Origin of the sequence: Galbibacter sp. BG1 (genome assembly GCF_013391805.1) — a bacterium.
GTDB lineage: Bacteria > Bacteroidota > Bacteroidia > Flavobacteriales > Flavobacteriaceae > Galbibacter.
Genome location: NZ_CP058364.1, coordinates 3,613,496 through 3,627,057 on the forward strand (window position 1 = coordinate 3,613,496; position 13,562 = coordinate 3,627,057).

The window sequence follows — 13,562 nt, forward strand, 5'->3', positions numbered from 1 at the left end:
ATCTAATTCTGAACCAAAATTACTGATGTTTTTTTGAGCGATACCTTTCATGAATGAAAAAAAATTGTAGATTTGCGTAAAACCTCTTTAATTCAAAAATTAAAAAATGAAGACAGTAATACAAATTGCTCTTTGGCTTTTAAGTATCTTTTTCGGATATCAAATTTATCAATCGGTAATGGGACCTATTAAATTTGATAAGATCAAAAAAGAAAGATACTCGGCCGCTATTGATAAGTTAAAAGATATTAGAGATGCTCAAGAAGCTTACAGAACGGTAACAGGAAAGTTCGCCAAGGACTTCCCAACATTAATTAGATTTATTGATACCGCTCAATTTACACTTACGCAGCAGAGAGACTCTTCTTTTATGGAGTACGATAAAACGTATAAAATTGATATGGAGAGAGAGGTTAAGATTATCGATACCTTAGGTTTTGTTTCTATTAAAGATTCTTTATTTAATGGAACCGATTCTTATAAAAACCTAGCTTCTATCCCGTATGCTCAAAACAACGAGAAATTTGAGATGAACGCAAAGACAATCAATGCGAACGGATTTACAGCACCTGTGTTTGAAGTAAGCGTTGATAAATCTGTTCTACTTTACGATCAGCCTAAAGATCTTGTAGCTCAAGAAAAAGCAGCTATTTCGGTAGAAGAAGTAAACGGACCTGAAATTAAAGTAGGTAGCCTTACTAAAGTAAGTACAAGTGCAAACTGGCCACCGTATTATGACACAAAAGAAAACAAGTAATACACTTAATAAAACTTTTAAAGAACTGTCCATTCAAGTTAGCTTGAGTGGACTTTCTTTTTGTATCCTAGATTCTGCACAAAATGAAATAGAAAAACTGGATACCATTACTTTCGATAAAAAAGCGACTCCCAAAGAGCTCGAGGATCATTTAAACTCTTGGTTCGAAAAAGATAGCCTTAAAGATCTTACGTTTCAGAAAGTAAATGTTATCCACGAAAATGAACTTTCAACATTTGTCCCCAAGTCATTGTTTAACGAAAGTGACCTCTCCAATTACCTAAAATACAACGTTAAGATATTAGAAAACGATTATATTAATTATGATGAATTATCTACATACGACATCTATAACGTCTATGTCCCATTCATCAATATAAACAATTACCTGTTTGATAAGTTTGGGGATTTTGAATACAAACACTTCTCCACCATTTTACTGGAAGCCTTGTTTAAAGCAGCAAAAAAAAGTGATGTAGAAACCGTTTATGTGTATGTATCTAATGGGCACTTCGAGATAGTGGTTTTGCACCAAAAAAAACTTATTCTTTACAATACTTTTCAATACCAGGAAAAAGAAGATTTTCTTTATTACCTGCTCTTTACAATTGAACAATTGGATTTAAACCCAGAAGAAACCCCTACTTATTTATTTGGAAGTATTACAGAGGAAGACCCACGTTTTGAGCTTGCATACAAATATATACGACATCTGGAAATAGCACATTTACAGCCCCTAAATAAAGCTTCCCAAAGCATTAAAAGCATAGCACCCAACACTAATACGTTTATTCTTCTAAATAGTCTATAATGCGCATCATATCTGGAAAATATAAAGGAAAAAGACTTATCGCCCCGGCTAAACTCCCAGTAAGGCCTACGACAGATTTTGCCAAGGAAGCACTTTTTAATATTCTTAATAATCAGTTTTATTTTGATGAAATAACCGTTCTAGATCTCTTTTCTGGAACAGGGAATATCAGTTTTGAGTTTGCTAGCCGCGGGGTTAACGATATTACTGCTGTAGACGGTAATGCGGGATGCATAAAATACATCAGCAAAATAAAAGATGAACTAGACTTCCCGATCAAACCTGTAAAAAGCGATGTTTTTGCCTATTTGGAAAAAACAAATCAAACAGCAGATATAATTTTTGCAGATCCGCCATATGATTTTACTGACGAACAATTTATGCGAATTGTAACCCTGGTAGACGAGAACAATCTACTAAACGAAGAGGGAACACTAATTATTGAACACTCCAAACACACAGATTTAAGTAAATGTAATGGGTTTATAGAGCAACGTAAGTACGGGGGAAGTGCCTTCAGTTTTTTTGAGTTTGAATAAATAAACTGAAGTTTTAATTTTAAAAAATACTCTAACAAAGAAGTAACATTAATATCTCGCCTCTACACCTAGAAATCAAAACGAATATTTAATTACCGTTCTTTAGGGTATGTAGTCTAAGTAAAAAAGCAGGTCATAAGCCGGATTCTGTTCTTAATATAAGCCCTTATCATTTATCTGGATGTTACATTACTGCAACATTCTAGCCGCCTACCCTCCAACATCGGGCGCGTAACCCTCAAACATTGGTTTACATGACGTTGCACCGCATAGAGTTTACCTGATTTCACTACAGCATTACCTGTACATCCTTTCTTTTGCACTTGTCCTAACCTTTCGGCCGACGGCTGTTAGCCGCTATGCTACGCTATGGTGTCCGGACTTTCCTCCCCCAATAAAACTACTGGGAGCGATAAGGTGACCTGCCCGGCAAAATTAAGATATTTAAAATCTATTTTGTTAATAATTAAGTACAAAATGACATTTAAAACAAAGAATATAAAATTTCAATTTTTATCTTTGTTACGATGGAACACTTTGTAGTATCTGCACGTAAATACAGACCTGAAACATTTAAAGACGTGGTTGGGCAACAGGCCATAACCAATACTTTGCTGAATGCCATTGAACACAATCATTTAGCACAGGCATTATTGTTTTGTGGTCCTCGAGGAGTTGGTAAAACAACTTGCGCCCGTATTTTGGCAAAGAAGATTAATCAAGACGGTACACAAAGTGATGATGAAGATTTTGCATTTAATATTTTTGAATTGGATGCAGCTTCCAATAACTCTGTAGACGACATTCGGAGTCTTATCGATCAAGTACGTATCCCTCCCCAGGTTGGAAAATATAAGGTGTATATCATCGATGAGGTGCATATGCTTTCCCAAGCGGCTTTCAACGCTTTTCTAAAAACGCTGGAAGAACCACCAAAGCATGCTATTTTTATTCTAGCAACTACAGAGAAACATAAAATAATCCCGACTATTCTATCGCGTTGCCAGATTTTCGATTTTAAGAGAATTACCGTTAAAGACGCCAAGGAATATTTAAAGTATATAGCAGAACAACAAGGCATTAATGCAGAAGACGATGCCTTGCATATTATTGCCCAAAAAGCAGATGGCGCGATGCGCGATGCGCTTTCCATTTTCGATCGGGTGGTAAGTTTTACCGGGGAAAATTTAACCCGCCAAGCAGTAACAGAGAACTTAAATGTACTCGATTACCAAACCTATTTTGAAGCTACCGATCTTATTTTGGAAGGTGACATCCCTAACTTATTAATTGATTTCAATAAGATTTTATCCCTAGGATTCGACGGGCATCATTTTATAGCTGGTTTAGCCTCTCATTTTAGGGACTTGCTAGTTTGCCAAAACGAAGCAACCATTCCGCTTTTAGAAGTAGGGGATGAAGCCAAACAAAAGTACCTGGAACAAAGTAAAAAAGCCAGTAGAGCCTTTTTATTGGAAGGTATTGAAGTAGCCAATAATTGTGATTTGAATTATCGAAGTAGTAGAAATCAACGTTTATTGGTGGAACTCTGCCTGATGAAATTAGCCTCCATTAACCACAATGGAGAAAAAAAAAAGGCCTTAACTACATAATTCCACCTTCTTTTTTTAAAGAAACACAGACAAAGGAAACATCCAAGGCTTCTTCCGAAGTAACAAAAACAACCGATACATCTCCCGGAAATACAACTGAAGTTAACGAAAAACAAGAACCGGTTTCCGAGGAAAAGAAAACGATCGTTCCCGAAGTAAAAATCAATTTACAGAATAAAAAGAGTGTTTCCGGTCTATCCCTATCGAGCATAAAGAAGAAGAAAGCACACGAACTTGCTAAAAAAAATCAAGTTATTGATGAAGACAATCTTCCTGAAGACTCGTTTGAAGAGGCTACCATGCAGGAATATTGGCATAAGTATGTAAAAAAAATCGATGAAGAAGGAAAGAAAATTTTAGGGTCTGCCCTCGGTTCTGACACCCCAAAATTAAAGGGAAAAAATAAAATCTGGATTGAATTGGCCAACGACACCCTAAAAAAAGAAGTGGAGCGCGATCAGTATCCGTTAATGGAATACCTTAAAAAGAATCTTAACAATTATCATATTGAGCTTTATATTAGTATAAACGAAGAAGCTGAAAAGCAATATGCGTTTACACCTTACGAGAAATATGAAAAATTACGGGAAAAGAATCCGCTTATAGACAAACTAAGGCGTGATTTCGATCTCGATGTTTAATCTGGGGTTGAATTTTCTTCCATTTTGTACCTTACCCATATAAGCTCTTCAGCAAGGGAAGAAATTAGATTGGTTTTAAGCTCTTCCGGTAATAGTTCCCAAGTGTAGGTCTCCACCTCAATTTGATCGCATACATTGTTCACTTTTAAATACCTAATAACATCTACTATTTGATCTTGATTCGAGCCTAAAGCATAAAACTTATCAATATAAACAGGAATTTTAAATTGGGCCCTTAACTCCTCGATTTCAGAATGTCTTTGAACTACATCCATTAAATCTGGATAGGTAATTACAGTCTCCCCTATTTTTTCTGAAACATGATGTAAAAACCGATCCTGATTGAATTTTGAAAACAAATTTAAAATTTGTTCTTTATTGTTTTCGTGCATCATTAAGCGCAATATGGAACTCAACTGAATCTTACCCACCTTGATCTTGGTGTGCTTAAAACGTTTAAATGTGAAAGAAGGCTCTTCAAAAGCCATAAAAAAGTCACTTACATTGTAGCAAATATTTATATATCGCAAAACGATGTCTTCGACATCTTGAGAAATCCTGTCGATCAATTGAGGTAAAACTTCAACTCCAGTAGGCAAAAGGTAAGCCCTAAAGAAATCGATTACTTGAGTGCTGTTCGATAACAAACTATTGGATTCAGGTTTTAAATCCAAGTGAATGTACTTTCCTGTATCACATTCCAAATTATAGAGTTCTGCCACCAGTTTGATCAAGTTTTTAGCAGATTTTATGTAGCACTTATTAACCTCTTCCTCATTACTGTACCAATATCGGTATCCAATAGGAGATGTTGTTATGCTTCCAGTAACATTTTCGGGCATTATAGCACACAATTGCTTTATCAGTCGGCGCGTATACCTTAAACGGTCTTTAGAACTCCAATCGGGTGCGTACACTAAATCTTTTATATTATTTTCATGCATTTTACCAAACACTACGCCATTGATGCTGAATACATACAGGTTATGAATAAGCAACCAATCCTTAAATATGTCCAGATTATTATCTTCGGAAAGTTCCTGACTCGCTTTTTGGGACAAACGCAGGCTGATGCCAAAAGGATTCTCTTTGGAAATTTTATCTTTTATGGTAGGAATATGGTCATTCAAAACAGAAAAGAGCTCTGTCCAAGTTTCTGCCCTATGGACATTTGTACAATATGATAAATGAAATGCCCCGTTGATATACATGTTGAGTAGTACTATTAAAATCTTATTATTCAGAACAATAAACAGAATTGAGGATAGAAAATTTAAGAAAATAATTTATTTAAACACCATAAATTCTTTCAACGCTTGGTTTTAACGATAAACATTCACTGGATATTCATCAAATAAACTACTTCCTATTAAAACGCCTTATATTTGCAGATAGAAAACAAATAAGCAAAGGTTTATGTTAGGGCTAAAATTACCAACAGACCCAAGATGGGTGAATATTGTAGAAAAAAACATAGAAGAAATACTTACAGATCATGCTTTTTGCGAACAAAAGGCAACCAGCACCGCTATTTCTTTTATAGTACTCTTCCCTGAGTATTCGGAACTGGTACAAGAGATGACCGCTTTGGTAAAGGAAGAAATTAGTCATTTTAAAATGGTCCATGACAAAATCTTAGAGCGCGGTTGGACTTTGGGAAGGGATCGAAAAGACGAGTATGTAAATAAATTAATGACGTTTTTTCCAAAAGGAGGCAGTAGAACCGACTTTCTAGTTCACAAACTACTCTATGCCGCCTTAATTGAAGCGCGAAGCTGTGAACGGTTTAGACTTTTATCTGAAAACTTAGAGGATAAGGAACTGGCCACTTTCTACAGAAATTTAATGGTAAGCGAAGCCAACCACTACACAATGTTTTTGCAATTTGCCCGCAAGTATGGGGAAACAGAAAAGGTAAATGAAAAATGGCAAGCTTTACTGGAATTTGAAGCTAAAATAATGAAAGATCTAAGCAAAAAGGAAACCATTCACGGTTAAGAAGGCTTTATTTTGGCGATAAGCGGTAAAATTAAGATTTAAATTTTAGTACCGTACCAAAATACAAAACAGCCCTTCCAATTTAACTTGTAAAGGCTGTTTTTATATAATTTCTGTAATGATTATCGTTTTTTCTGCTGTTGTTCTGCCTGTTCCATCATTTCCCTCATTTTCTTCTGGAAACGATTTTCTTTTTTAGGCTTCTTCTTATTCTCTTGAATCTTAGCATGGATTTTATCATCATTTATAATGTAGTTCTTAATAACCAACATAATTACAATAGTAATAAGGTTGGAAACAAAGTAATACAAACTCAATCCACTTGCATAGTTGTTAAAGAAGAACAACATCATAATAGGTGATATATAGATCATCACCTTCATAATACTCCCCATATCGGGCATTCCTTCTTGTTGTGGTTGTTGCATCGCTTGTTGCTGACCGGTCGTCATTTTCATATAAAAGAAAATTGCCACCGAAGCCAAAATAGGGAACAAACTTACGTGATCCCCATAAAACGGAATACTAAATCCTTCTGGAAACTTATAAACTATATCATAAGAAGAAAGGTCATCTGCCCACAAAAATGATTTTTGGCGTAGCATAATAGCCGTCGGGAAGAACATAAACAAAGCGTAGAAAACAGGTATTTGTAGCAAACCTGGTACACAACCACTCATTGGGCTTACTCCTGCTTTACGGTACAACTTCATGGTTTCCTGCTGACGCTTCATTGGATTATCCTTGAATTTTTGGGATATCTCGGTAACCTCTGGCTTAATAACTTTCATTTTCGCTTGGGAAACATACGATTTGTATGTTACCGGCGACAAGGCTATCCTTACAATAATCGTCATTACTATAATAGCAATTCCGTAAGGGAATACAGAACTTAGAAAATCGTATAGAGGCGTAAATACATGTTTGTTTATAAACCCAAAAATCCCCCAACCAAATGGAATTGAATCGGCTAAGTTTAAATCTTTATAATTTTTAAACACCCGAGCATCAGTTGGACCGTAATACCACTTTAAATTTTCATTCAACTCCCCTCCCTTAACCTCTAAAGAGGTAGATGTGGTATACATTTTCACGAACTGCTCTTCTGGACCTTCGTCTTCAAAAAGTTGTTTTGAGGTAAGTGCTGCTTCAGAAAAATTATTAGGATTTACCAATATAGAGCTAAAGAAATGCTGTCTATAGGATATCCATTTAATATCATTTTCAGTTTCTTCATCATCGCCACCCTGAGAAAGTTTACTGGTGCTTCCATCGTTTTGGTATGTTAAACGGGTATATCGGTTTTCGTAGTTTATACTTCTACTGTGGCGAATTCCTTTTAGTTTCCAATCTAATGTAACGGGTTGTGAACTATTAATAACGCCGTTAAGCCCTTGAGACCTTATGGTAAAATCCACTAAATAATCGTTAGGCTTTAATTCGTACCGATATTCCAAATACGTATCTGAAGAAGTTTTTAACTTCATGGAAAGCACTTGATTCTCTCCATTTTTACTCAAATTAGGCTCAAAAAATAAATCTTGGGTATTGAGCGTACGGTTATCTGTTGTTCCAAATGATAAATTAAAACTAGCATTTCCGTCTTTCACCAAATAAACGGGAATGGAATCGAAGGTTTTGAAATTCTTTAAAACTGCTTCTACAATCTGTCCTCCTTTATTGCTAATCTCGAAACGAACCAAATCGTTTTCAAAAACGGTGGTATTGCCATTAGCAGATGGCAAAGTAGCGGAATAGGCGAAAGCACCCAAAGTCCCTTTGTATTGTGCTAAAGCCGTTGAATCTTTAAGATCTACTGATGGAATTTTATCGACAACAGCTGCATTTTCTTCTTGATCCTTTGCTTTCTCAACCTGTTCCTGCTTGGCCTTTTCAGCTTGAATTTCCTCTTCCGTAGGTTGATTGTTGTACATAACCCAAATCAATATTGCACCAATAAGCACAAAACCGAGTATTGAGTTTATGTCAAATTTCTTTTCTTCCATTTAATTATTATTAATAAGATTGCTTCGTTTAAAACCCTTACCGAGGGTTAAATTACCCGATCTTTTATACCGAATATGATTTTTTTATTCAAAATGGGCAATAAATTAAGAATTTAGCGAGCAAAGATATGCCCAAACCCTTTATTTATGCCAAAGTGGCATTATTTATTTAATTTATGTTCTAAAGCAGATTTTACAAAACCAACAAACAAAGGATGTGGATTCGCTACCGTACTTTTATATTCTGGATGGTACTGCACTCCAACAAACCAAGGGTGTGTGGGCAATTCTACCACTTCCACCAATCCAGTATCGGGATTTAATCCTGTAGCTTTTAATCCAGCAGCTTCTATTTGGTCTTTGTACTTATTATTGAATTCATAACGATGGCGATGCCTCTCTGAAATGGCATTGGAACCATAAATTTTTTCTACCAAACTTCCTTCAGCAATCTTACAGTCCCAAGCACCTAAACGCATGGTTCCTCCCATATGGGTGATGTTTTTTTGCTCTTCCATTAAATCTATAACCGGATTTTTGGTTTGCGAATTCATCTCGGTAGAATTTGCATCTTTTATACCCAATACATTTCTCGCAAATTCTATTACCGCCATTTGCATTCCCAGGCATATTCCCAAAAATGGGATATCATTTTCCCGGGCATATTTAATTACTTCTATTTTCCCTTCGATACCGCGTTCCCCAAATCCTGGTGCTACCAACACACCATCCAATTTAGCTATTTTATGCTGAAGGACTTTACTGTCTATATGCTCGGAGTGGATGTACTCCACATTTACCTTTACTTCATTTTCTGCCCCGGCGTGAATAAAAGCCTCTAAAATAGATTTATAACTATCCTGAAGCTCAACATATTTCCCAACAAGACCGATATGCACTTCTTCTTTCGGGTTTTTATGACGATCTAAGAATTGATCCCATCGCACTAAATCTGGCTCCGATTTTTCTTCCAAAGCGAGCTTTTTAAGCACTACCCTATCCAAGCCTTCCCCTAACATTAGGTTTGGCACATCGTAGATGGTAGATGCATCGATGGATTGTATTACGGCTTCTCGCTTTACGTTGCAAAACAACGCCAATTTTTCGCGAAGATCGTCGGATAACTCATGTTCTGTTCTACAAACGAGAATATCAGCTTTTATTCCACTCTCCATTAAAGTTTTTACAGAGTGCTGTGTTGGCTTAGTTTTAAGTTCTCCAGCGGCCGATAAATATGGCACAAGGGTAAGGTGAATAACCAAACCATTATTATCTCCCAACTCCCACATTAACTGGCGTACAGCCTCGATGTAAGGTAGAGATTCTATATCCCCTACAGTTCCGCCAATTTCGGTAATAACAATATCGTACTCGCCGTTTTTACCTAAAAGTTGAATTCGCTCCTTAATTTCGTTGGTAATATGAGGAACTACTTGAACAGTTTTCCCCAAAAACTCACCTTTTCGTTCTTTTTCAATAACACTTTGGTAAATTCTTCCAGTGGTAACATTATTCGCTTGTGAAGTGTTTACGTTAAGGAAACGCTCATAATGGCCTAAATCCAAATCGGTTTCTGCTCCATCATCCGTTACATAGCATTCTCCATGCTCGTACGGATTTAAGGTTCCAGGATCTACATTGATGTATGGGTCGAGTTTTTGAATTGTAGTTTTATAACCTCTAGCCTGTAAAAGTTTTGCTAATGATGCCGCTATAATTCCCTTCCCCAATGAAGAGGTTACACCACCCGTAACAAAAATGTATTTGGTATCTGCCATTTATCTATTCTTAGTTGTCTTAAATTCCGCTAAAAAAAGCTTATTGAAAATATCGCGGCAAAAATACAAATAAGAATTAAAAAAACGGTGGTCTACGAGACCGATTTTAGGAATGTTTAAATATGATGAAAGCAATTTGTTCAGCTTCTCTTTTTAATGCCGTAAATAAGACCTTCCAGACCGTTGACTTTTATTTCGTACATCGCCTCCAATTGCATACCCAACGCCCCTTTAGGAAAACCTTTTTGCCTAAACCAAACGTAATACGGTTCTGGTATATCCACCAAATAGCGGTCTTTATATTTCCCAAAAGGCATTTTGGCATACGCTAGTTTTAGCAAAAACTCTTTGTTTTCAAAATTATCCATTATTTCCCAACTTCTAGTGCAAACAAAAATAGTGGATTAAATGACTTCTATGGAATATCCCCTGTTTTAAATATTAATTATCGATTGAACATCCTAAATGATTGTCCTAATTATCCCTTCTATTTAATAGACAGCTCCATTAATGATCACCTGGACATATATTGAAAAAAGGTCGTAAGTTTAGTCTTATTCTGTCTGAAATAGGTTGCATTAACATTTTACGGTTACTTGTTATTGTCGGCCAATGGGATATATACAACGGACCTAGTCTTCCAGTAAGAGTATGCCCCTAATCAATACGAAATATTGGTATTGAAGAAAAATCAAAACATCTTGTATAAAAAAAAAGCATCGGGACAATTCCCGATGCTTTCCTAGATCAATTGGTTAGTTGAGTTTCTTTATTTCAATTCGAACTCTGTTGATCCTAGTTCCTTTAAATTTTGGTCGTATACTACCACGCTATACTTACCTTCAGCAAACTCATCCCCTTCTTTGTTTAAGAAATCACATACATCTAAAACAGTGTTTTCGTAATAAAAACTAGAAGCTTTACTGTAGGTTATACTTACAGACTTTGTATTGTCGTCCCCTTCTTTAGCAGCAACAGCACGCTCACCCATAATTACCCCAGCAGGATTGGTTACCTGAATATAAAATTGCTTTGCTCCTGGCTTTGTAATTTTATTGGCACCTACGGTATAGCATATTTTTAATTTATCTGCTCTTCTATTATTGTTTACTGAAACTATTTTACCACTGTTACGCTCTTTAACGGCTTCCGCAGAAAACTTAGAAAGACCCAAAGCTGCACCAGTTTCTACAACTTTAGAAAGTTGGGTGTTTTGCATAATTAAAGAATCTGTAAACATAGACTGCTCTTGCAAAGCTGTTTTTGTACTATCTCTTTGCATAGCCAACAAGGTGTTGGAAGTACGTAGCGAATCGTTTTGCTTTAACAAAAATTCACGCTCTTTGGTAAGTTGCTGTACTTGTCTTCTATAACGGGAAAGCGAACTGATGTCTGCCTTCATTTGTTGCACTGAATCTATGTAGGTTGCAATTTTATTTCTTGCTTCTACCAATTCTGCATTGGCCGACTCACTTTCTGAAATTGCTCTGTCGTAATCTGACTTTAAATTGTTTAAATCTTCAATTACCAAGTTTTTCTCCTTGTTTAATTTTTCGGTAGTGTCCTTTTTACTGTTATAAAGACTTGCAGTGTAGATAAGGGTACCGATTAAGGCTGCAGCCAATAACCCTGCAATCACCTTCAATCCATTATTAGATTTTGTTTCTGTCATAAGTTTGTTTTTTTAAAATTTGGTTCAGCAATTTAACCAATCTTTTTTTAAATTGCCTTACGAATGTATATACGATTGAAAAACGAATTTAGATTATTTACCATTTATTTAAGAGTAAATCTAAAACTTTTTTGAGCTTCATATCTTCAAACTTATTATTTTCATTGTAACAATATATATTTTATGACCTCAAATTTGGTTATTTACGATCTAAAAACAATCACTCCGCTTATTTCTTCTAGAAAAGGAGAGCAAAAGCTAGGAGAACATATTCAACTATTACATACCGATGAACCGCTTGAAGCTCAATTAAATGCTTCAGACGCTAAATACGTACTGCTCGGGATCCCAGAAGATATCGGGATTATTGGAAATTTAGGTAAAGTGGGAGCCAGAAATGCGTGGGATACCGCACTTCCTTTTATACTTAACATACAAAACAACAAACAAACAAAAGGATCTAAAATACTGTTGTTGGGACATCTCGATTTTCAAAAAGAGTTAAAAAAAATAGCGTCGCTAGAAGGTGAAGAAAAAGTAGATGAAGCCCGAAAAATAACTTCTGTAATAGATAAGGAAATAACAAATCTTATTCGCATTCTTGTTTCCAGCGGTAAAAAACCCATTGTAATTGGTGGGGGACACAATAATTCCTACGGAATGATAAAAGGTACTTCGCTGGCAACTGGTAACGCTATAAACTGTCTTAATGTAGATGCCCATTCCGATTTTAGAAAACGTGAAGGTAGGCATAGTGGTAACGGATTTTCTTATGCCTACCATGAAGGGTTCCTGGACAACTATTTTATTTTTGGCTTGCATGAAAATTACACTTCTAAAAAGGTGTTTAAAACCCTTCTGAAAAAAGAAAATATACATTTTAATACCTTTGAAGAGCTTTTTATAAGAAAAGAGAAAGGGTTTGATTTTGAATTGAAAGAAGCCATCGATTTTGTAAAGACCAAAAAGTTTGGTCTAGAAATAGATATGGATGCCATTGAAGGAATGCCAAGTAGCGCCATGAGCAGCTCTGGTCTACACTTAAATACAGTACGCGAAATTGTGTTCAAGGCTAAAAAGTCTAAAAACATATCTTATTTACATATCGCAGAAGCCGCCCCAGAGGTAGGCAACGAACGAGAGGAAATGATGGTAGGAAAAGCTATAGCTTATTTAGTATCAGATTTTATACGGAAATAAATGAACATAGAAATTGTACCTTTTCAACCGCAGAATGCAAAGATCTTCAAAGATTTGAACGTAGCCTGGCTGGAAAAGTTTTTTGTGGTAGAACCGCATGATGAGGAAGTACTTACAAATTGTAAGAAAAACATCATAGACGCCGGTGGATACATTTATTTTGCCAAAGTGGAAAATACTTTGGTGGGCTGTTTTGCCTATTTAAAAATTGAAGATGGAGTCTACGAACTTACCAAAATGGCTGTAGATCCCAAATTTCAAGGAAAAGGCATAGGCCAGGAACTTTTAAAATTTGCTATTGACCTTGCGCTAAAAAATAAATTCAAACAAGTATTGTTATATTCCAATAGAAAGCTGGAAAACGCTATTTACCTCTATCGAAAATTTGGTTTTGTTGAAATTCCACTCGAAAAAGACAATCCTTACCAACGGGCAGACATCAAAATGTTATTGGGCGGACTCTAAATTGAATCTTCCAACAGGTTTTTCAAAAGTTTTTAGTTATTAAAATTAATCTGAAAAACCTGTTGGTTTGATCCTTATTTAG

General features: G+C 35.7%; 11 protein-coding genes, 1 other RNA gene and 1 pseudogene. 7 read left to right on the forward strand and 6 right to left on the reverse strand.

Annotation, left to right across the window (positions count from 1 at the left end; all coding sequences use genetic code 11):
* The first annotated feature begins 106 nt into the window (after window positions 1–106).
* The 3 genes from HX109_RS15835 to HX109_RS15845 are packed head-to-tail and all read left to right on the forward strand — an operon-like array spanning window position 107 to window position 2,107.
* On the forward strand, window positions 107–757 hold the full coding sequence (locus HX109_RS15835; protein ID WP_178953813.1) for a hypothetical protein: 651 nt from the start codon (window positions 107–109) through the stop codon (window positions 755–757).
* Entirely contained in the window at window positions 735–1,568 is an 834-nt protein-coding gene (locus HX109_RS15840) for a DUF3822 family protein (RefSeq protein ID WP_178953815.1), read from the forward strand. The genes HX109_RS15835 and HX109_RS15840 overlap by 23 nt, the downstream gene beginning before the upstream one ends.
* Window positions 1,568–2,107 (forward strand): RsmD family RNA methyltransferase, encoded by a 540-nt coding sequence (locus HX109_RS15845; protein ID WP_178953817.1) that lies wholly within the window; start codon window positions 1,568–1,570, stop codon window positions 2,105–2,107. The genes HX109_RS15840 and HX109_RS15845 overlap by 1 nt, the downstream gene beginning before the upstream one ends.
* A gap of 121 nt (window positions 2,108–2,228) precedes the next feature.
* On the opposite strand, the gene rnpB is transcribed toward HX109_RS15845, so the two are convergent.
* Window positions 2,229–2,536, reverse strand: an RNA gene (rnpB, locus tag HX109_RS15850) — RNase P RNA component class A.
* A gap of 98 nt (window positions 2,537–2,634) precedes the next feature.
* On the opposite strand from rnpB, the pseudogene HX109_RS15855 reads away from it, so the two are divergent.
* Window positions 2,635–4,361: pseudogene (locus HX109_RS15855) on the forward strand (DNA polymerase III subunit gamma/tau).
* Here the strand turns inward: HX109_RS15855 and eboE are convergent.
* Window positions 4,358–5,572 carry a metabolite traffic protein EboE gene (gene eboE, locus HX109_RS15860; protein WP_178953819.1) on the reverse strand — a complete coding sequence of 405 codons (1,215 nt, stop codon included), beginning with the start codon at window positions 5,570–5,572 and terminating at the stop codon, window positions 4,358–4,360. The pseudogene HX109_RS15855 and the gene eboE overlap by 4 nt on opposite strands.
* A gap of 205 nt (window positions 5,573–5,777) precedes the next feature.
* Here eboE and HX109_RS15865 point away from each other — a divergent pair, with 205 nt between their 5' ends.
* The gene (locus HX109_RS15865; RefSeq protein WP_178953821.1) at window positions 5,778–6,359 is read left to right on the forward strand and encodes a tRNA-(ms[2]io[6]A)-hydroxylase; all 582 of its coding nucleotides are present in this window, start codon (window positions 5,778–5,780) and stop codon (window positions 6,357–6,359) included.
* A 122-nt stretch (window positions 6,360–6,481) separates the two neighbouring features.
* Here the strand turns inward: HX109_RS15865 and yidC are convergent, their stop codons facing one another.
* The 4 genes from yidC to HX109_RS15885 form a co-directional block, all read right to left on the reverse strand.
* Complete coding sequence (yidC, locus tag HX109_RS15870; protein WP_178953823.1) at window positions 6,482–8,365, reverse strand: membrane protein insertase YidC; 1,884 nt, start codon at window positions 8,363–8,365, stop codon at window positions 6,482–6,484.
* 161 nt (window positions 8,366–8,526) lie between these two features.
* Window positions 8,527–10,143, reverse strand: a complete 1,617-nt coding sequence (locus tag HX109_RS15875) for a CTP synthase (RefSeq protein ID WP_178953825.1) — start codon at window positions 10,141–10,143, stop codon at window positions 8,527–8,529.
* Window positions 10,144–10,283: 140 nt separating this feature from the next.
* Window positions 10,284–10,511, reverse strand: coding sequence for a DUF3820 family protein (locus tag HX109_RS15880; protein ID WP_178953827.1), 228 nt, complete (start codon window positions 10,509–10,511; stop codon window positions 10,284–10,286).
* A 401-nt stretch (window positions 10,512–10,912) separates the two neighbouring features.
* Window positions 10,913–11,815, reverse strand: coding sequence for a hypothetical protein (locus HX109_RS15885; protein WP_178953829.1), 903 nt, complete (start codon window positions 11,813–11,815; stop codon window positions 10,913–10,915).
* Between the two features lie 183 nt (window positions 11,816–11,998).
* Between HX109_RS15885 and HX109_RS15890 the strand changes: the two genes are divergently transcribed.
* Both HX109_RS15890 and HX109_RS15895 read left to right on the forward strand, forming a co-directional pair.
* Entirely contained in the window at window positions 11,999–13,015 is a 1,017-nt protein-coding gene (locus tag HX109_RS15890) for a formimidoylglutamase (RefSeq protein WP_178953831.1), read from the forward strand.
* On the forward strand, window positions 13,016–13,480 hold the full coding sequence (locus HX109_RS15895; protein ID WP_178953833.1) for a GNAT family N-acetyltransferase: 465 nt from the start codon (window positions 13,016–13,018) through the stop codon (window positions 13,478–13,480). It begins immediately after the preceding gene.
* Window positions 13,481–13,562: the final 82 nt, after the last annotated feature.

Excerpts from the sequence above, each read along its gene's own strand:
- HX109_RS15835 (WP_178953813.1), top strand. The coding sequence starts at position 107 with ATGAAGACAGTAATACAAATTGCTCTTTGGCTTTTAAGTATCTTTTTC.
- HX109_RS15840 (WP_178953815.1), top strand. The coding sequence starts at position 735 with ATGACACAAAAGAAAACAAGTAATACACTTAATAAAACTTTTAAAGAA.
- HX109_RS15845 (WP_178953817.1), top strand. The coding sequence starts at position 1,568 with ATGCGCATCATATCTGGAAAATATAAAGGAAAAAGACTTATCGCCCCG.
- eboE (WP_178953819.1), bottom strand. The coding sequence starts at position 5,572 with ATGTATATCAACGGGGCATTTCATTTATCATATTGTACAAATGTCCAT.
- HX109_RS15865 (WP_178953821.1), top strand. The coding sequence starts at position 5,778 with ATGTTAGGGCTAAAATTACCAACAGACCCAAGATGGGTGAATATTGTA.
- yidC (WP_178953823.1), bottom strand. The coding sequence starts at position 8,365 with ATGGAAGAAAAGAAATTTGACATAAACTCAATACTCGGTTTTGTGCTT.
- HX109_RS15875 (WP_178953825.1), bottom strand. The coding sequence starts at position 10,143 with ATGGCAGATACCAAATACATTTTTGTTACGGGTGGTGTAACCTCTTCA.
- HX109_RS15880 (WP_178953827.1), bottom strand. The coding sequence starts at position 10,511 with ATGGATAATTTTGAAAACAAAGAGTTTTTGCTAAAACTAGCGTATGCC.
- HX109_RS15885 (WP_178953829.1), bottom strand. The coding sequence starts at position 11,815 with ATGACAGAAACAAAATCTAATAATGGATTGAAGGTGATTGCAGGGTTA.
- HX109_RS15890 (WP_178953831.1), top strand. The coding sequence starts at position 11,999 with ATGACCTCAAATTTGGTTATTTACGATCTAAAAACAATCACTCCGCTT.
- HX109_RS15895 (WP_178953833.1), top strand. The coding sequence starts at position 13,016 with ATGAACATAGAAATTGTACCTTTTCAACCGCAGAATGCAAAGATCTTC.